General features: G+C 71.6%; 17 protein-coding genes. 11 read left to right on the top strand and 6 right to left on the bottom strand.

Annotated elements, in window-relative coordinates:
- Positions 1-23 precede the first annotated feature (23 nt).
- Entirely contained in the window at positions 24-1,553 is a 1,530-nt protein-coding gene (locus ACIQ7M_RS11270) for an aldehyde dehydrogenase (NADP(+)) (protein ID WP_386988965.1), read from the top strand.
- A 237-nt stretch (positions 1,554-1,790) separates the two neighbouring features.
- Positions 1,791-2,399: a DUF1349 domain-containing protein gene (locus tag ACIQ7M_RS11265; RefSeq protein ID WP_355773545.1), complete on the top strand. Its 609-nt coding sequence runs from the start codon at positions 1,791-1,793 to the stop codon at positions 2,397-2,399.
- On the opposite strand, the gene ACIQ7M_RS11260 is transcribed toward ACIQ7M_RS11265, so the two are convergent.
- Positions 2,359-3,747, bottom strand: a complete 1,389-nt coding sequence (locus ACIQ7M_RS11260; RefSeq protein WP_403642424.1) for an MFS transporter — start codon at positions 3,745-3,747, stop codon at positions 2,359-2,361. The genes ACIQ7M_RS11265 and ACIQ7M_RS11260 overlap by 41 nt on opposite strands.
- A 70-nt stretch (positions 3,748-3,817) precedes the next feature.
- On the opposite strand from ACIQ7M_RS11260, the gene ACIQ7M_RS11255 reads away from it, so the two are divergent.
- The 4 genes from ACIQ7M_RS11255 (at position 3,818) to ACIQ7M_RS11240 (ending at position 7,289) form a co-directional block, all read left to right on the top strand.
- Positions 3,818-4,813: a helix-turn-helix domain-containing protein gene (locus ACIQ7M_RS11255; protein WP_355773550.1), complete on the top strand. Its 996-nt coding sequence runs from the start codon at positions 3,818-3,820 to the stop codon at positions 4,811-4,813.
- On the top strand, positions 4,810-5,313 hold the full coding sequence (locus tag ACIQ7M_RS11250; protein ID WP_403642420.1) for a GNAT family N-acetyltransferase: 504 nt from the start codon (positions 4,810-4,812) through the stop codon (positions 5,311-5,313). Before ACIQ7M_RS11255 ends, ACIQ7M_RS11250 begins: the two co-directional genes overlap by 4 nt.
- Before the next feature lie 78 nt (positions 5,314-5,391).
- Entirely contained in the window at positions 5,392-6,111 is a 720-nt protein-coding gene (locus ACIQ7M_RS11245; RefSeq protein ID WP_403642417.1) for a DsbA family oxidoreductase, read from the top strand.
- A 125-nt stretch (positions 6,112-6,236) separates the two neighbouring features.
- The gene (locus tag ACIQ7M_RS11240) at positions 6,237-7,289 is read left to right on the top strand and encodes an aminotransferase class V-fold PLP-dependent enzyme (protein WP_403642414.1); all 1,053 of its coding nucleotides are present in this window, start codon (positions 6,237-6,239) and stop codon (positions 7,287-7,289) included.
- A 70-nt stretch (positions 7,290-7,359) separates the two neighbouring features.
- On the opposite strand, the gene thpD is transcribed toward ACIQ7M_RS11240, so the two are convergent.
- The 5 genes from thpD to ACIQ7M_RS11215 all read right to left on the bottom strand — a co-directional run bounded on the left by thpD (position 7,360) and on the right by ACIQ7M_RS11215 (position 12,393).
- Positions 7,360-8,247: an ectoine hydroxylase gene (gene thpD / locus ACIQ7M_RS11235; RefSeq protein ID WP_355775728.1), complete on the bottom strand. Its 888-nt coding sequence runs from the start codon at positions 8,245-8,247 to the stop codon at positions 7,360-7,362.
- A gap of 7 nt (positions 8,248-8,254) precedes the next feature.
- Positions 8,255-8,659, bottom strand: coding sequence for an ectoine synthase (locus ACIQ7M_RS11230; RefSeq protein WP_403642410.1), 405 nt, complete (start codon positions 8,657-8,659; stop codon positions 8,255-8,257).
- Positions 8,660-8,790: 131 nt separating this feature from the next.
- The gene (gene ectB / locus ACIQ7M_RS11225) at positions 8,791-10,062 is read right to left on the bottom strand and encodes a diaminobutyrate--2-oxoglutarate transaminase (RefSeq protein ID WP_403642407.1); all 1,272 of its coding nucleotides are present in this window, start codon (positions 10,060-10,062) and stop codon (positions 8,791-8,793) included.
- A gap of 48 nt (positions 10,063-10,110) precedes the next feature.
- Positions 10,111-10,650 (bottom strand): diaminobutyrate acetyltransferase, encoded by a 540-nt coding sequence (ectA, locus tag ACIQ7M_RS11220; protein ID WP_403642404.1) that lies wholly within the window; start codon positions 10,648-10,650, stop codon positions 10,111-10,113.
- Between the two features lie 621 nt (positions 10,651-11,271).
- Positions 11,272-12,393 (bottom strand): pyridoxal-phosphate-dependent aminotransferase family protein, encoded by a 1,122-nt coding sequence (locus ACIQ7M_RS11215; protein ID WP_403642401.1) that lies wholly within the window; start codon positions 12,391-12,393, stop codon positions 11,272-11,274.
- Positions 12,394-12,546: 153 nt separating this feature from the next.
- Between ACIQ7M_RS11215 and ACIQ7M_RS11210 the strand changes: the two genes are divergently transcribed.
- The 5 genes from ACIQ7M_RS11210 (at position 12,547) to ACIQ7M_RS11190 (ending at position 17,451) form a co-directional block, all read left to right on the top strand.
- Positions 12,547-13,404 carry a transporter substrate-binding domain-containing protein gene (locus ACIQ7M_RS11210; protein WP_403642398.1) on the top strand — a complete coding sequence of 286 codons (858 nt, stop codon included), beginning with the start codon at positions 12,547-12,549 and terminating at the stop codon, positions 13,402-13,404.
- Complete coding sequence (locus ACIQ7M_RS11205) at positions 13,401-14,234, top strand: amino acid ABC transporter permease (RefSeq protein ID WP_355775783.1); 834 nt, start codon at positions 13,401-13,403, stop codon at positions 14,232-14,234. Before ACIQ7M_RS11210 ends, ACIQ7M_RS11205 begins: the two co-directional genes overlap by 4 nt.
- Positions 14,231-15,055, top strand: coding sequence for an amino acid ABC transporter ATP-binding protein (locus ACIQ7M_RS11200; protein ID WP_403642395.1), 825 nt, complete (start codon positions 14,231-14,233; stop codon positions 15,053-15,055). Before ACIQ7M_RS11205 ends, ACIQ7M_RS11200 begins: the two co-directional genes overlap by 4 nt.
- Before the next feature lie 10 nt (positions 15,056-15,065).
- Entirely contained in the window at positions 15,066-16,157 is a 1,092-nt protein-coding gene (locus ACIQ7M_RS11195) for an amidohydrolase family protein (RefSeq protein WP_389847711.1), read from the top strand.
- A gap of 367 nt (positions 16,158-16,524) precedes the next feature.
- Positions 16,525-17,451, top strand: coding sequence for an SCO1860 family LAETG-anchored protein (locus ACIQ7M_RS11190; RefSeq protein ID WP_403642392.1), 927 nt, complete (start codon positions 16,525-16,527; stop codon positions 17,449-17,451).
- Positions 17,452-17,455 lie beyond the last annotated feature (4 nt).

The following is a 17,455-nucleotide window of genomic DNA, read 5'->3' as shown; positions in this document are numbered from 1 at the left end:
CATCACATCGGAAGGGACCCGCGGTGGCAGCAGCACCAGTCTGGAGTGTCGACCCCCGTACCGGGAAGCAGCGGGAACAGGTTGCGGTGGAGGCCACAGGCCAAGAGGTGGACGAGGCCGTCCGCGCCGCGCACGACGCGCGCCCCGCGCTGGCCGACCGCGCCGTGCGCGCCGCGTTCCTGCGCTCCGCCGCTGACCAGCTCGAAGCCGCCAGGGATCTGCTCGTCGAGGCCGCCGACGCGGAGACCGCGCTCGGTCCGGTCCGGCTCACGGGTGAACTCGCCCGGACCTGCTACCAGTTGCGCGCTTTCGCCGGAATCGTCGACGAGGGCGCCTTCCTCGACGTCGTGATCGACCACCCGGACGCCACCGCGACCCCGCCGATCCCGGACCTGCGCCGCTACAAGGTGCCGCTGGGTGTCGTCGCCGTGTACTCCGCCTCGAACTTCCCGTTCGCCTTCTCGGTGGCCGGCGGCGACACGGCGAGCGCGCTGGCGGCGGGCTGCCCGGTCGTCGTCAAGGCCCACCCCGACCACCCGGCGCTCTCCGAACTGGTCGCGGCCGTCCTGCGCCGCGCGGCCGCCGGGCACGGCATCCCCGAGGGTGTCGTCGGCCTCGTGCACGGCTTCGAGGCCGGTGTCGAACTGGTCCGCCATCCGCTGGTCACGGCCGCCGGGTTCACCGGCTCCGTCCGGGGCGGGCGCGCGCTGTTCGACGCGGCCGCCGCGCGGCCGGTGCCGATCCCGTTCCACGGCGAGCTGGGCTCCCTCAACCCCGTCGTCGTCACCGAGGCCGCCGCCGCCGAGCGCGCCGAGGAGATCGGCACGGGACTCGCCGGCTCGATGACCCTGGGCGTCGGCCAGTTCTGTGTGAAGCCCGGCCTGGTCCTCGCGCCGGCCGGCGCGGCGGGCGACCGGCTGCTGAAGTCCCTGACCGACGCCGTGAGCGACACTGCCTCCGGGGTCCTGCTCGACCACCGCATGCGCGACAACTTCATCGCCGGGGTCGCCGAGCGCGCCGGGCTCCCGGACGTCCAGGCCCCGGTGACGCCGGGCGCGGGCGGTGAGCACACGGTGAGCCCCGGCTTCCTGACCGTTCCCGCGAGCAGGCTCGCCGCCGAGGGCGAGCACGATCTGCTCCTGGAGGAGTGCTTCGGGCCGCTCACGGTCGTGGCGCGCTACGAGGACGAGTCCGAGGCGGGCGCGGTGCTCTCCCGGCTGCCCGGCAACCTCACGGCCACCGTGCAGCTCTCCGCGGAGGAGGCCGCGGGCGAGGGGCGCGGTGCGGAGATCCTCGCCGAACTCACCTCTCTCGCGGGCCGGGTCCTGGTGAACGGCTGGCCGACCGGCGTCGCCGTCGCTCCGGCCCAGCACCACGGAGGGCCGTACCCGGCGACGACCTCGACGTCCACCTCGGTCGGCGGCACCGCCATCGAACGCTGGATGCGGCCGGTGGCGTACCAGGGAGTGCCCGAGGCGCTGCTGCCGCCCGAGCTCCGCGACGCCAACCCGCTGGGGCTGCCGCGCCGGTACGACGGGCGCCTGGAGCGCTGACGCGGCTTCATGCCGGGCCGGTGCCATGACGGCCCGGTGCCGTGGCGGTCGGCGTCGTGGCGGTCGGTGTCGTGACGGCCCGGTGTCGTGACGGCCGGTTTCGTGCCGTGGCGGCCGGTGCCATGACGGCCGGTTTCCGCGGCACCGGCCCGGTTCCGGTTCCGGTGCCGTTCGTTCCGTGAAGGGCCGGTCCTTTCTCCCGAAGGGGCCGGCCGGGAACCTGAGAGACTTCGGACCATGGACGTCACACTCCCCGAACTCCCCTTCTCCCTCCGTACCTACGGCCCCGACGGGAACTGGTCCTACGAGGACGGTGTCCTCACCGGCTGGGCCGGCCCCCGGCAGGACCGCTTCGTGCCGCCCACCGGCGAAGGACTCGACCCGGCCTCCGACGCGCCGAGGCTGCTCGGTTCGCCCGAGGGGGACTTTCAGCTCATCGCCCGCGTGACGGTGGGCTTCGGCGCGGCCTTCGACGCGGGCGTGCTCTACGTCCACGTCGGGGAGCGGGCCTGGGCGAAGCTGTGCCTGGAGAACTCCCCGGACGTCCCCACCGTCTGCACGGTCGTCACCCGGGGACACTCCGACGATGCCAACTCCTTCACCGTGGAGGGCAGTTCCGTCTGGCTGCGGGTGAGCCGCACCGGCCGTGCCTTCGCCTTCCACGCCTCCCGCGACGGCGAGCGATGGACCTTCATCCGCCTGTTCACCCTGGGAGACGAGAAGGAGACCGGGGCCGCGCTGGTGGGTTTCATGACCCAGTCGCCGATGGGGGAGGGATGTGTGGTGACCTACGACCACATCGAGTTCAGGCCCGCCTGGCCGCGCGACCTGCGAGACGGAAACTGAGGACGTACGTCACCGTGAGCAGGGCCGCCGAGGCGGCCAGGCTCAGGCGCATCCCGGCCTCGAACCCGTCGGCGACCAGCGCGCCGAACACCGCGATGCCCAGGCCCCCGGACACCTGCCGGGCCGCGTTGAGCACACCGGCCGCCAGCCCCGCCCGCTCGGCGGGAACGGCGTCCAGCATCGCGGTGGTGAGCGGCGGCACGGTCAGGGCGCACCCCAGCGCCAGCGGGACCAGCAGCAGCGACACCAGCACCGGGGGCGTATCGGCGTCGACGCTGAGGAGGGCGAGCAGCCCGGCGACCGCCACCGGCTGTCCCACCAGCATCGGCAGCCGGGGCCCGTAGCGTCCCGTGAGCTTGCCCGCCACCACGTTCGTCACCGCGATCAGGCCCGTCATCGGCAGGAACAGCAGCCCCGAGTACAGCGCCGAGTGGTGCTGCACCTGCTGGAAGAAGAGCGAGAAGACGAACACCATGCTGTAGAACGCCACGCTGACCGCCGATCCGGCGGCGACCGTCGTGGCCACCGTCCGGTCGCGGAACAGGCCGAGCGGCACCACCGGATGCGCCTGCCGCGACTCGATCCACAGGAACGCGGCACCCGCGGCCACGGCCACCGCGAGCGCGACGTGGCCCGCCGTCCCGCCCTCGATCACCGCGAAGGCCAGCGCCGCGAGGGCCACCACCGCCGTGAGCTGGCCCGGCAGGTCCAGCGGGGCCGGGCGGGGCCGCGAGCGCGGGGCCCGGACCAGCAGGACCAGGATCGCCGCCCCCACCGGCAGGTTGACGAAGAAGATGCCGCGCCAGCCCCACGCCGTGGTCAGCGCGCCGCCCGCCACCGGGCCGAGCGCCACCGCCAGCGAACCGCCCGCGGCCCAGGCGGCCACCGCGCGGGCCCGCCGTGCCGGTTCCGTGTACGCCTGCCGTACGAGCGCCAGGGAGGCCGGGAGCACGACCGCCGCCGCCACACCCTGCACCACCCGGGCGCCGATGAGGGACGGCAGGTTCGGGGCCAGTCCGCAGACCATCGAGGCGAGCGTGAACACCGCGGTTCCCAGCGCGTACGCCCGGCTCGCCCCGGCCCGGTCGGAGAAGGCGCCGGTGGACAGCATCAGTGCGGCGAAGGCCAGGGTGTAGGCGTCCACGACCCACTGCTGACCGGACATCCCGGTGCCGAACGAGGAGCCGATCGTGGGGAGGGCCACGTTCACCACGGACGCGTCGAGACAGGTCAGCGCGAAGCCGAGCAGAGAAGCGGTGAGCGTGAGCGCGGCAGCCGGCCCGCCGGCTCCCGACTCCCGCTGTTCGATGCCCGGTTCGGAGGATCGGGACATCTGGTTCGTTGGCATGTCCCCATGCTGCGGACCCGTGGCGCCGTACAGTAGTGGCCTGAATGCCATACGTCCGGAGGTTCTGGCCATGCCCGACCGGCTCACCCCGCATCGCGTCACCGTCATCGCCCCCTCGCCCGTCGCGCTGTTCAACCTCGCGATGCCGGAGATGCTGTTCGACAAGGTCGAAGTGGACGGCCGGCCCGGTTACGAGGTGGTCGTCTGCACGGCCGAGCCCGGCCCCGTGCCCACGACCGGTGGGCTCGACCTGTACGTCCCGCACGGTCTGGAGGCCGTACGGGAGGCCGACACGGTGATCGTCGCCGGCACCGGGGCACCGTTCGAGCCGGACCCGCGGATCGTGGCGGCCGTCAGCGCGGCGGCCGCCGCCGGCAAGCGCGTCGCGTCCATCTGCACCGGCGCCTTCCAGCTCGCCGAGGCGGGCCTGCTCCAGGGCCGCAGGGCCACCACCTACTGGGCCCACGCGGAGGAGATGCGCCGGCGCTACCCGCAGGTCGACCTGCGGGGAGACGTGCTGTACGTGCAGGACGGGCCGTTCCTCACGTCCTCCGGCTACGCCGCCGGCATCGACCTGTGCCTGCACGTCATCCGCACCGACTACGGCGCCGCCGTGGCCAACGAGGTGGCCCGCCTCGCCCTGGTGGCCCCCGTGCGGCCCGGCGGCCAGACCCAGTTCACCCAGACCCCGTTGCCTCCCGAACGCGGCAACGTCTGCGCCGACACCCGGGGCTGGGCCATGCGCAACCTCGACAAGCCGCTCACGCTCACCGACCTGGCCCGGCACGCGGGCGTCAGCGTGCGCACCCTCACCCGCCGGTTCCACGCCGAGAGCGGGGTCAGCCCGCTGCAGTGGCTGCTCCACCAGCGCGTCGAACGGGCCAAGGAGCTCCTGGAGACCACGACGCTGCCGATGGACCGGGTCGCCGCGGCCTGCGGCCTGGGCACCGCCGACTCGCTGCGCGCCCATGTGGTCCGGCGGACCGGCCTCCCCCCCAGCGCCTACCGGGCGCAGTTCAGCCGGCGCGGAACCGTGACCGGAGCCGTGACGTCCTCCGTTGCATGATCAGTGATCGTGTGACCGGCGCGCCGGTGATTCGCACCGCTCTGCCCGCCGAGGCCCGGACCATCGCCGACCTGCACTTCCGGGCCCGTTCGACGTACTACCCGGACGGCGTCCCGCAGAGCGACGTCGACTGGACCGAGGCCTGGCGCGGCTCCATCGCACGCCCGGACGGGCATGTGCTGTGCGCCGTCGCGCAGGGCCGGATCGTCGCCATCGCCTCCTTCCGTACGGACGAGGGCGCGCCCGCAGACACGGTCAAGCTCTTCCAGTTCCATGTCGACCCCGACCGCTGGCGGGCCGGAATCGGGCGGGAGCTGCACGCGGCCTGCGTGGAGGAGTGGCAGGCGGACGGGAAGCGCATGGCGACCCTCGACGTGCACGTGGACAACCTGCGCGCCCAGGCCTTCTACGCCCGCCTGGGCTGGGTCCCCGATCCGGGGAACCCGCCCGAGGAGGGTGATCACCACCTGTATCTGCGGTACGCGGTGGCCGGGGAATGACCCGAGCCGCTTGAATGTTCACCTAACGACGTCCCCGGAGGGTGTCCCGTATCCGCACGACCTGGAGAGAGCCGAAGAATGCGCGTCGAGATCTGGTCCGACATCGCCTGCCCCTGGTGCTATGTCGGAAAGGCCCGTTTCGAGAAGGCGCTCGACGCCTTCCCGCACCGTGACGAGGTCGAGGTCGTGCACCGGTCCTTCGAGCTGGACCCCGGCCGCGCCAAGGGCGACATCCAGCCCGTGATCACGATGCTCACCAAGAAGTACGGCATGAGCGAGGCACAGGCGCAGGCGGGCGAGGAGAACCTCGGCACGCAGGCCGCCGCCGAGGGCCTCGCGTACCGCACCCGGGACCGGGACCACGGCAACACCTTCGACATGCACCGCCTGCTGCACCTCGCCAAGGCGCGGGGCCGCCAGGACGAACTGATCGGCCTGTTCTGCGAGGCCAACTTCGCTCAGGAGCGGACCGTCTTCGGTGACGACGAGCGGCTCGTGGAGCTGGCCGTCGCCGCCGGGCTCGACGCCGACGAGGCCCGCGGGGTGCTCGCGGACCCGGCCGCCTACGCCGACGACGTCCGCGCCGACGAGCGCGAGGCCGCCGAGCTGGGCGCGAACGGCGTCCCCTTCTTCGTGCTGGACCGCACGTACGGGGTCTCCGGCGCACAGCCCGCCGAGGTCTTCGCGCAGGCGCTGTCCCAGGCCTGGGGCGAGCGTCCGGCGCTCACGCTGATCCAGGACGAGACCGGCGACGCCGAGGCCTGTGGCCCGGACGGCTGCGCCGTCCCGCAGAACTGAGAAGCGCGGGAGAGGGGCCCCGGCTGCGGAAGACGCAGGTCGGGGCCCATGCATAAGCGCTGCTTGGGGAAACCGCGTAAAACCTCGCAATGGACTTGGGGCTCGTACGGGCCCACAGTGGTCCCATGGAGACCTTCGAGACCCTCGTCCGTGCCGAGTTCGCCCCGAAGAACACCTTTCTGAACACCGCGAGCACCGGCCTGCTCCCCGCCCGTACCGTCGACGCCCTGCGCGAGGCGGTGGCCCTGCGGGCCGAGGGCAGGCCGATCGACTCCCTCTTCGAGGACGTCGAGCTGGCCCGCGCCTCCTTCGCCCGGCTGGCCGGTGTCCCGGCCGCCCGGGTCGCCGCCGGTCCGTCCGTCGCCGCACAGACCGCGCTCGTCGCGGCCGGGCTGGCCCCGGGGTCCGAAGTCCTCACCGCCGAGGACGACTTCACCTCCGTGCTGAACCCGTTCCACGTCCGCGGCGACCTGAAGGTGCGCGCCGTACCGCTGGAGCGGCTCGCCGAGTCCGTGCGGCCCGGCACGGCGCTCGTCGCGGTCAGCGCCGCCCAGTCCGCGGACGGCCGGATCGCCGACCTGCCCGCGCTGCGCGAGGCGGCCCGCGCCCACGGGGCGCGCACCTACCTCGACTTCTCCCAGGCGGCGGGCTGGCTGCCCATCGACGCCGACGGCTACGACTTCACCGCGTGCACCACCTTCAAGTGGCTGCTGGGCCCGCACGGTGCGGCCTTCCTCGTCGTGCCCGAGGACTTCGGCGGGCTCGTCCCGCTGAACGCGGGCTGGGTCGCCGCGGAGCGGCCCTGGGACTCCTGCTACGGCCCGGTGCAGGAACTCGCCCACTCCGCCCGCCGCTTCGACGTCAGCCCCGCCCTGTTCACCTATGCCGGGGTGCGCCACTCCCTCGCCCTGATCGAGGAACTCGGCGTGGACGCCGTGCACGAGCACGACCTGGCCCTCGCCGAACGGTTTCGCGCGGGGCTGGCCGCGCTGGACCACGAGGCGCTGCCCGCGCCGGGCTCCGCCATCGTCTCCGTGCCCGGACTCGGCCACCGGCAGGGCGAGTTGAGCCGGGCCGGCATCGAGGTGTCCAACCGCGCGGGCAATCTGCGGGCGTCGTTCCACCTCTACAACACGCCCCCCGACGTCGACCGCCTCCTGGACGTACTGGCCGGCTGACACGGCGGACGGCCCCGGGGAGCACGCGCTCCCCGGGGCCGCCGGTCTCCCGCTCACCCCGCCGGAGGGGTCATCGCACCGGCGTGAAGTCCCGCGCCCCGATGAACTCCGGCCTGCGCACGGGCGCCGCGAACGGCTCCACCGCGGCGTTCTCCACGCTGTTGAACACGATGAAGACGTTACTGCGCGGGAACGGGGTGATGTTGTCCCCCGAGCCGTGCATGCAGTTGCAGTCGAACCAGGTCGCCGAACCCGCCCTGCCCGTGAAGAGCTTGATGCCGTGCCGGCTCGCGAGGCCGGTGAGCGCCTCGTCGGAGGGGGTTCCGGCGTCCTGCATCTGGAGCGACTTCTTGTAGTTGTCCTTCGGTGTGGACCCCGCACACCCGAGGAACGTCCTGTGCGACCCCGGCATGATCATGAGGCCGCCGTTGGTGTCGTGGTTCTCGGTCAGCGCGATCGAGACGGACACGGTCCGCATGTTCGGCAGACCGTCCTCCGCGTGCCAGGTCTCGAAGTCCGAGTGCCAGTAGAAGCCACTGGCCCCGAAGCCCGGCTTGACGTTGATCCGCGACTGGTGGACGTAGACGTCCGAGCCGAGGATCTGCCGGGCCCGCCCGACGACGCGCTCGTCGCGCACGAGACGGGCGAAGACCTCGCTGATCCGGTGCACCTCGAAGACGGACCGGATCTCCTGCGTTCTCGGCTCGACGATCGAGCGCTCGTCGGCGCGGACCGCCGGGTCGGCGACGAGCCGCTCCAACTCCTGGTGGTAGACGGCGACCTCGTCCTCGTCGATGAGCCGCTCGACGGGGAGGAAGCCGTCGCGCTCGTAGGAGTGCAGGTCGGAGACCGAGATCGGGCCGGGTGCGTCCGGCGCGCCCCAGACGACCGGGTCCTGGCGGGGCACGGCCACTTCGGTGGCGGCGCGGCTGGGGTACGGATCGGTGAGTGTGGTCATCGGTGTGTCACACCTCCTCGGGTTCGGTGAGCAGGGGGTAGACGCCGTTCTCGTCGTGGTCCTCCCGTCCGGTGACGGGCGGGTTGAAGACGCAGACGCACCGGAAGTCGGTCTTGGGGCGCAGGGTGTGGCGCTCGTGACCGTTCAGCAGGTACATCGTCCCCGGCGCGATCCAGTGCTTCTCGCCGGTCTCGTGATCGGTGAGTTCGGCCTCGCCCTCGACGCACAGCACGGCCTCGATGTGGTTCGCGTACCACATCGACGTCTCCGTGCCCGCGTACAGGACCGTCTCGTGCAGGGAGAAGCCGACCTTCTCCTCGGCGAGGACGATGCGCTTGCTCTCCCAGGTGCCGGACGCGGCCTTCACATGCCGGTCGGTGCCCTCGAGTTCCTTGAACGAACGGACTATCACGGTGGTGCGCTGCCTCTCTCTCGTGCGGTTCGTGCGAGTCGTGCCGGTCGTGCTTCCAGTGCTCTCGTGCTTCCGGTGCCGCTCGCGCTGCTCACGCTTTCCCGCCGGTCTCCGGGGGAGGAGCGGCGGGCTCAGACGGTCTCGCGGACGGCGCGTTCGAGGGTGCGCAGGCCCTCGTCCAGTTCGTCGGGGGTGATGGTCAGGGCCGGCAGCAGTTTCACGACCTCGCTCTCCGGACCCGACGTCTCGACGAGCAGCCCGAGTTCGAAGGCGCGACGGGCGATCCGCGCGGCGCGGGCCTTGTCCTGGAACTCGATGCCCCAGACGAGTCCGCGGCCGCGGTACTCCTTGACGTCGGCGAGGTTCTCCTCGGTGATGGAGATCAGCGCCTGTTCGATCTGCTCGCCGCGGGCGCGGGTCTGCTTCTCCATGGCGGACCCGTCGGCCCAGTAGGCCTCCAGGGCGGCGGTGGCCGTGACGAACGCCGGGTTGTTGCCGCGGAAGGTGCCGTTGTGCTCGCCCGGCTCCCAGATGTCCAGCTCGGGCTTGAACAGGCACAGCGACATCGGCAGCCCGTACCCGCTGATGGACTTGGACACGGTCACGATGTCGGGCACGATCCCCGCCTCCTCGAAGGAGAAGAACGCGCCGGTCCGCCCGCAGCCCATCTGGATGTCGTCGACGATCAGCAGCATGTCGCGACGCGCGCACAGGTCGGCCAGGGCGCGCAGCCACTCGGGCCGCGCGACGTTGATGCCGCCCTCGCCCTGCACGGTCTCGACGATCACCGCGGCGGGCTGGTTGAGACCGGATCCCTGGTCCTCCAGGAGCCGTTCGAACCACAGGAAGTCCGGGACCTGACCGTCGAAGTAGTTGTCGAACGGCATCGGGGTGCCGTGCACCAGCGGGACGCCGGCGCCCGCCCGCTTGAAGGCGTTGCCCGTGACGGCGAGCGAGCCGAGCGACATCCCGTGGAACGCGTTGGTGAACGACACGATCGCCTCGCGCCCCTTCACCTTCCGCGCGAGCTTCAGCGCCGACTCGACGGCGTTGGTGCCGGTCGGGCCGGGGAACATCACCTTGTACGGCAGGTCGCGCGGCCGCAGCACCAGGTTCTGGAAGGCCTCCAGGAAACCGCGCTTGGCGGCCGTCGACATGTCGAGCCCGTGGGTGACGCCGTCGCGCTCCAGATAGTCGATCAGGGCCCGTTTGAGCACGGGGTTGTTGTGTCCGTAGTTCAGCGACCCGGCACCGGCGAAGAAGTCCAGGTACGCGTGCCCGTCCTCGTCGTACATGCGGCTGCCGCGGGCCCGGTCGAAGACGGTGGGCCAGTTGCGGCAGTAGCTGCGGACCTCCGACTCCAGGGTCTCGAAGACGCTCAGGTCGGGCTGGGTGATGGTCAAGGGGATTCGCTCCTCGAAGCTTGTGGGGGAGGGGAGGAAGGAGGGGGATCAGCCGGGGAACGGGCCGATGCGGTAGAGCACTTCGGGGTCGTGCGGCCCGTCGGGGAACTGCCCCGCCTCGAACAGCACCTCGCGCTCGACGGAGGCGCCATGACGTCGTGCGTACGACGTGAACAGGCGCTCGGAGGCGGTGTTGCCCGGAGTGATGGTGGTCTCGACGGCGGACAGTCCGCGCTCGGCCGCCACGCGCGCGGTCAGCCCGTCGAGGAGGCGCGCGGCCAGTCCGCGGCCGCGGTGCGCCGCGTCGACGGCCACCTGCCACACGAGGAGGGTCCCCGGACGCTCGGGGCGCACGTACGCGGTGACGAAACCGACGGGCCGCCCGTCGGCGTCCCGTGCCACCACCGAGGTGCCGGCGAAGTCACGGCACCACAGGAGGTAGCTGTAGGAGGAGTTCAGGTCGAGGGTTCGGGAGTCCTTGGCGATACGCCAGAGGGCGGCCCCGTCGGCCACCTCCGGACGGTCGATCCGAAGGCCCTCCGGCATTTCCACGAATTCCGCTGACAGGTCTGCTTGGGCGACGGTCATGCGGCTTGAATTTACCGACGGAAAGCTCGGATCGCATCGTCGGACGGGGTTACGGACGGCGCGTCCATGTGTTATCACGCGCCCGTGAAAGGTCCCCCAAGAGGGTGCCCTTATCGACGGCTTTGCCCGGTAAATACCCCAGAAAACGGGCGCCTGTGGAGTGTGTCACAAGGATGAAATGTGTACGAGGTCTCCCCGAATCCCGCCCGCTCGTGTTCGCCAAACCTTTGCGTTTGGGGGCACGGAAAGCGGGCAGAAGAATGCGGGAAGCTGTATCGAAGGAATTCGGATCCGAATTGACGGCAGGATAGGGGCGGGGGGATGGAATTGCCATTCCCGCGGTATCGCCGTCCCGGATCCCGGGCGCTCCCCGGTCCGGCGAAGGCCCGGACGCCCGCGCCCGCCGGACTGGCGAAGGCGTTGACGTTCCCGTACGCCGGACTGGCGAAGGCGCTGACGTTCCCGCCCGCCGGTCCGGCGAAGGTGCTGGAGCCCCCATCCGCTGCGCCGACGAAGGTCCGGACGCCTCCGCCCGCCCGACCGGTGAGGGCGCGGACGCCCGCGCCGGCCCCTCGGCCGGTCCCCTCACCGGCCCCCTCGGAGTCCTCCGCGTCCTCCGGGTCAGTCCCAGGCCAGGGCCACGGCCCGGCGCGCCCCCTCCAGGTCCACCGTCAGGCCGGACTCGGCCAGCGCCGCGCCGAGGGCCGCGAGGCTGGAGTGGACGGCGCCCCGGGTGGCGTCGGGGCCGTAGTGGTTCACACGGATCATCGACTGCGCGAGCGCGCCGCCGCCCGCGGCGAGCGGCAGCGCGGGATCCGCGGCCAGCGCCTTCGCGACCACCGCGGACGCGTCCACGTTCTCGGGCACCCGCAGGGTGGTGGCGACGGGCGCAGCGTCGGAGGCGGCGTCCACGTACGGCGCCAGACCGCCGCCGAGGGCCACCGCTCCCGCCCGGGTGGCCGCGGCCGCCGAGGCGTGACGGGCCATCACCGCGTCCAGGCCCTCGCCCTCGATGCGCTCGACGCACGCCTCCAGCGCCAGCATCTCCAACTGCGCCGGCGCGTGCAGCAGTGCCGTGCGGCCGCCGTCGACCCAGCGCTCCTTCCAGTCGAGGAGCGAGAGGTACGAGCGGCGCGGCGCGCCGGGGTTCGCCGTCATCCGCGCCCATGCCCGCTCGCTCACCGACACCGCCGACACGCCCGCGGGACCGCCCATCGCCTTCTGCGCCCCGATCACGCACAGGTCGACGCCCCAGGCGTCCGGCAGCACCGGCTCGGCGCCGATCGACGCGACGGCGTCCAGATAGAAGAGCGCGCCGTGCTCGCGTACGACCTCGCCGATCTCCGCCACCGGGTTGGTGTTCCCGGTGGCGGCCTCGGCGTGCACGAGCGACACGAAGTCGATCGACGGGTGCTCGGCGAAGGCCTCGCGGATCTGAGCGGCGGTGACCGCGGTGTGGAACGGCACCGCCAGATCGATCACGGTCGCGCCGCAGTCCCGCAGCCAGTTCCCGAACGTCTGGCCGTAGGGGCCGGTGATGACGTTCAGGGCGGTGGTGCCGGGACCGGCCGTACCCCGGATGGCCCCTTCCAGGGGAAGCAGGGCCTCGCCCTGCATGATCACGACGTCCTGCTCGGTGCCGAGCAGCCGGGCGACACGGTCCTCGATCGACGCGAAGTGCGCGGCGCTCAGCGGGGCGAGGTCCAGGAACGGGTGTGTCACGGCGGTGCTCTCTTCACTCATGGGGTACAGGTGACGAGATTAACTGTCGTGCCCCAGACCCCGCCCACTGGTGACTTCTTAGGTCAAGTGGCCCCGTTGCCATCGGTTTGATTTGAGAGCCTCAAACATCTCCTTATAATCGGAACCCACAGTTCCCTGACAGGAAGGCCCGCCGTGAACACCCTCTCCGGCCGCCGGACCCGAGTCCTGGCCGCCATCACCCTGACGGCAGGGCTGACGCTCGTGGCCGCCTGCACCTCCAGTGGCGACGGCGGCAGCGGCTCCAAGACCGCGTCCGGCGGGGTCCAGCTCGTCAAGGCGGGGCAGCTCACCACGTGCACCCACCTGCCGTACCCGCCCTTCCAGTCGGAGATCGACGGCAAGGTGCAGGGCTTCGACGTGTCGCTGATCGACCTCGTCGCCGCGGACCTGGGCGTGAAGCAGGCGATCGTCGACACCCCCTTCGAGAACTTCAAGACGGGCGCCTTCCTCAACTCCGAGCAGTGCGACCTCGCCGCGGCCGGTATGACGATCACCGAGGAGCGCAAGAAGAACGTCGACTTCTCCGACCCGTACTTCAACGCCACCCAGGGCGTGCTGGTCGACAAGAAGAGCGGCATCACCTCGCTGGCCGACGTCAAGGCGAAGGGCAAGAAGCTCGGCGCCCAGGCGCAGACCACCGGCGAGGACTACGCGAAGCAGCAGGGCTTCGACCCGGTGTCCTTCGAGTCCTCCGACGCGGTCCTCAGCGGACTGCGCAGCGGTCAGGTGCAGGCCGTCGTCATCGACTACCCGGTGGTCCAGGGCTGGCTGAAGGACAAGGCCAACGCCGACGCCTTCAAGGTGGTCGACAACGTCAGCACCGGTGAGCAGTACGGCTTCACCGTGAAGAAGGGCAACACCGAGCTCCTCGCCGCCATCAACAAGGCCATCGCGGACTCCAAGGCCGACGGCACGTACAAGAAGCTCTACGAGAAGTGGATCGGCCCGTACGACGCGGCCGCGGCCTCCGCCTCCCCGTCCGCCTCATGAGTGGTGCCGACACACCCCTCCAGCCCCGCAGGTCCGGCCTGAGCCGGCGCCAGAAGCGCCAGATCTCACGCGGTGTGCAGTACGTCGTCTTCGTCGCCGTCGTGATCGCCTTCGCGGTCACGGCGGACTGGGGCCGTCTGCAGAACCAGTTCTTCCAGTGGGACCTGGTCAAGCAGATGTTCCCCGACGTCATCACGCTGGCGCTGAAGAACACCGTCCTCTACACGACGTCCGGCTTCGCCGTCGGTCTCGTGCTGGGCATCGTCATCGCCCTGATGCGGCTGTCCTCGGTGGGTCCCTACCGCTGGTTCGCCGGAATCTACATCGAGGTCTTCCGCGGTCTGCCCGCCCTGATGATCTTCATCTTCGTGGGCGTCGCGGTGCCGCTCGCGTTCCCGGGCACGGAGATCATCGGCGGAACGTACGGAAAGGTCGCCCTCGCGCTCGGTCTGGTGGGGGCCGCGTACATGGCCGAGACCTTCCGGGCGGGCATCCAGGCGGTGCCCAAGGGGCAGATGGAGGCGGCCCGTTCGTTGGGCTTCTCGCACGCGCGGGCGATGGTCTCGATCGTCGTCCCGCAGGCGTTCCGGATCATCGTCCCGCCGCTCACCAACGAACTCGTGACCCTCTTCAAGGACTCCTCGCTCGTACTGTTCCTGGGTGTCACCCTGGAGGAGCGCGAACTGTCCAAGTACGGCCGCGACCTGGCCAGCACGACCGCCAACTCCACGCCGATCCTGGTCGCGGGTCTGTGCTACCTGCTCGTCACGATCCCGCTCGGCTTCGTCGCGCGACGCCTTGAGGCGCGGCAGAAGGAGGCCACCAAGTGAGCACACCCGAGATCCAGGTGAAGGACCTGCACAAGTCCTTCGGCGACAACGAGGTGCTGCGCGGGATCGACCTGGAGATCGGCCAGGGCGAGGTCGTCTGCGTGATCGGCCCGTCCGGCTCCGGCAAGTCGACGCTGCTGCGCTGTGTGAACCTCCTGGAGGAACCCACCAAGGGCCAGGTGTTCGTGGGCGGCACGGAGGTCACGGACCCCGACGTCGACATCGACGCCGTACGCCGCCGCATCGGCATGGTGTTCCAGCAGTTCAACCTCTTCCCCCATCTGTCGGTGACCGGGAACCTCACGCTGCCGCAGCGCCGGGTGCTCGGCCGGGACAAGGCGGAGGCGGCCCGGACCGCCGCCGAGAACCTCGCCCGGGTCGGGCTCGCGGAGAAGGCCGACGCCTATCCGGCCTCCCTCTCCGGAGGCCAGCAGCAGCGCGTCGCGATCGCCCGCGCGCTCGCCATGGGACCCGACGTGATGCTCTTCGACGAGCCGACCTCCGCGCTCGACCCCGAGCTCGTCGGCGACGTCCTCGCCGTCATGCGGATGCTCGCCGACGAGGGCATGACGATGATGGTCGTCACCCACGAGATGACCTTCGCGCGTGAGGTCGCCGACCGGGTCGTCTTCATGGACGGCGGTGTGATCGTCGAGGACGGCACCCCGGCGCAGGTCATCGGCAACCCGGCCAACGAGCGCACCCGGCACTTCCTCTCCCGGCTGCTCGACCCGGCGATGGCGGACGTCGCCGAGGGGACACCGGACCGGCAGGCCGGAAACAGCGCAGGGCGGGGCGAGGACGGGAAGCCGCCTCACTAAGGTGCCGTGCATGAGCGATCACCCGGTACTGCACGTGAAGGGGCGGGTCCTCGTCGGGCCCGACGACGTCCGCGACGAACTGTGGGTCGTCGGCGGCAGGATCTCGTACGAGCGCCCCGCCGGCGCCCGTGACGTCCGCGCCGTCGAGGGCTGGGCGCTGCCCGGCCTGGTCGACGCGCACTGCCACGTCGGGCTCGACGCCCACGGCCCGGTCCCGGCGGACGTCTCCGAGAAGCAGGCGCTGACCGACCGCGACGCCGGTACCCTCCTCGTCCGGGACGCGGGCTCGCCCTCCGACACCCGCTGGATCGACGACCGCGAGGACCTCCCGAAGATCATCCGAGCGGGCCGGCACATCGCCCGCACCCGCCGCTACATCCGCAACTACGCACACGAGATCGAGCCGGAGGACCTGGTCGCGTACGTCGCCCGGGAGGCCCGGCGCGGTGACGGCTGGGTCAAGCTCGTGGGGGACTGGATCGACCGGGGCACCGGCGACCTGAGCGCCTGCTGGCCGCGGGACGCCGTCGAGGCGGCGATCGCCGAGGCGCACCGGCTCGGCGCCCGGGTCACCGCGCACTGCTTCGCCGAGGACTCGCTCCGGGACCTGGTCGAGGCGGGCATCGACTGCGTCGAGCACGCCACCGGCCTCACCGAGGACACCGTCCCGCTCTTCGCCGAGCGCGGTGTCGCCATCGTCCCGACCCTCGTGAACATCGCCACCTTCCCGCGGCTCGCGGCCGGCGGCGAGGCCAGGTACCCCCAGTGGTCGGCGCACATGCGACGGCTGCACGAACGCCGCTACGACACCGTGCGCGCCGCGTACGACGCCGGAATCCCCGTCTACGTCGGCACCGACGCGGGCGGCTCCCTCGCGCACGGCCTCGTCGCGGCCGAGGTCGCCGAGCTCGTCACCGCCGGCATCCCGCCCGTCGAGGCGCTCTCCGCCACCACCTGGGGCGCCAGGAGCTGGCTCGGACGGCCCGGACTCGACGAGGGGGCACCGGCGGACCTCGTGGTCTACGCCGGGGACCCGCGCGACGACGTACGGGTCCTGGCGGATCCGCGACGGGTGGTCCTCAACGGGCGGATCGTCGGCTGACGCGGCTGACGCGGCTGACGCGGCTGACGCGGCTGCGGCGGACGTGCCGGAGGTCGCGGACGGCCGACCCGGGCGCGGTTGACGGAGCGTGACGGACGGGGTGGCACGCTCGTTGGGCATCCTCCGGTGCGCTCCGGCGCGTCACCCCGTCGTCAACCGGCGCGTCAACCAGCGTGTTCGTCCAAGGGTGTTGAGCGAGTGACGGCGGGGAACGACTGTGCCCCCGGATTCGAAGACATGCGCGGAAACCCCACGATGGAGTGAACTCACGTCAGGTGCCTGACTGTTCACTCTCAGTGCGTAATTCTTTCCGGGTCCCAGGCTTTCTCCTATGGGGGTCCCACCCTTGAACAGCATCAACCACCGCATGCCCGCACGCCGTCTCGCCGTCACCGCGGCCGCCACCGTCCTCGCCGCGGGTCCCGCCGCGCTGGCCGGCGCGGGCTCGGCCCACGCGACCGGCGACCACGGCCGCGCGAGTGCCGTCGTGCTCCGCACCGGCCTCGACGTGTCCCTCCTCAAGAAGACCGTGAACGTCCCGCTCGCGGTCTCCCTGAACGAGGTGCAGGCACCGCAGAGTGCGGAGAAGACCGCCCTCACCGCCCAGTTGGACGGCGTCGACCACGGACGTCCGTTCAGCGTGCTGCGCGCCGAGGTCGCCACCGCCGAGGCCACCGTCTCCGCGGAGAAGGCCGAGGGCTCGACCCGTCTCGCGCACGCAGCCGTCCACGTCCCCGGGCTGCCGCTGCTCTCCCTCGTCGAGGTCCAGGAAGTGACCTCGAAGGCGACCTGCGAGGTGGGCAGGAAGCCCGTCGCCACCGCGAACCTGCTGGGATCCGTCACCGTTCTCGGCAAGAAGGTCACCCTGACGACCGGCGGCCCGACGCACGTGAAGGTCCCCGGCGTCGGTGAGGTGCGGCTCGACCTGTCCAGGACCGAGACCACCTCCCGTACGGCCGCCGCCACCGCGCTCGAACTGAACGTGTCCGTCGACCCGTTGAAGCTCGGCGTGGCCGAGGTCGAGGGCACGGTCACCCTGGCGAAGGCCACCTGCGAAGCACCGGCCGCGCCCGCTCGGGAGGTCGCGCCGGACACTCCCTCGGCGACCCCGGCCAGTCCCTCGGCGGCCGCCGCCGAGCCCACGGCCGAGGCGAGCCCGCAGGGCGGTCGCGAGGAGGGCGACCTCGCCGAGACCGGGAGCAGTTCGATGACGCCGTACCTGGCGGGCGGCGCGGTGGCCCTGCTCGCCGCGGGCGCCGGAGCGGTCACCCTCTCCCGCCGCCGCAGGAGCTGACGCC

This window comes from Streptomyces sp. NPDC096324, assembly GCF_044763015.1.
Taxonomy (GTDB): Bacteria; Actinomycetota; Actinomycetes; order Streptomycetales; family Streptomycetaceae; genus Streptomyces.
This window is presented reverse-complemented; position numbering and strand designations above follow the sequence as displayed.

Excerpts from the sequence above, each read along its gene's own strand:
- ACIQ7M_RS11265 (WP_355773545.1), top strand. The coding sequence starts at position 1,791 with ATGGACGTCACACTCCCCGAACTCCCCTTCTCCCTCCGTACCTACGGC.
- ACIQ7M_RS11260 (WP_403642424.1), bottom strand. The coding sequence starts at position 3,747 with ATGCCAACGAACCAGATGTCCCGATCCTCCGAACCGGGCATCGAACAG.
- ACIQ7M_RS11255 (WP_355773550.1), top strand. The coding sequence starts at position 3,818 with ATGCCCGACCGGCTCACCCCGCATCGCGTCACCGTCATCGCCCCCTCG.
- ACIQ7M_RS11250 (WP_403642420.1), top strand. The coding sequence starts at position 4,810 with ATGATCAGTGATCGTGTGACCGGCGCGCCGGTGATTCGCACCGCTCTG.
- ACIQ7M_RS11245 (WP_403642417.1), top strand. The coding sequence starts at position 5,392 with ATGCGCGTCGAGATCTGGTCCGACATCGCCTGCCCCTGGTGCTATGTC.
- ACIQ7M_RS11240 (WP_403642414.1), top strand. The coding sequence starts at position 6,237 with ATGGAGACCTTCGAGACCCTCGTCCGTGCCGAGTTCGCCCCGAAGAAC.
- thpD (WP_355775728.1), bottom strand. The coding sequence starts at position 8,247 with ATGACCACACTCACCGATCCGTACCCCAGCCGCGCCGCCACCGAAGTG.
- ectA (WP_403642404.1), bottom strand. The coding sequence starts at position 10,650 with ATGACCGTCGCCCAAGCAGACCTGTCAGCGGAATTCGTGGAAATGCCG.
- ACIQ7M_RS11215 (WP_403642401.1), bottom strand. The coding sequence starts at position 12,393 with ATGAGTGAAGAGAGCACCGCCGTGACACACCCGTTCCTGGACCTCGCC.
- ACIQ7M_RS11205 (WP_355775783.1), top strand. The coding sequence starts at position 13,401 with ATGAGTGGTGCCGACACACCCCTCCAGCCCCGCAGGTCCGGCCTGAGC.
- ACIQ7M_RS11195 (WP_389847711.1), top strand. The coding sequence starts at position 15,066 with ATGAGCGATCACCCGGTACTGCACGTGAAGGGGCGGGTCCTCGTCGGG.
- ACIQ7M_RS11190 (WP_403642392.1), top strand. The coding sequence starts at position 16,525 with ATGCCCGCACGCCGTCTCGCCGTCACCGCGGCCGCCACCGTCCTCGCC.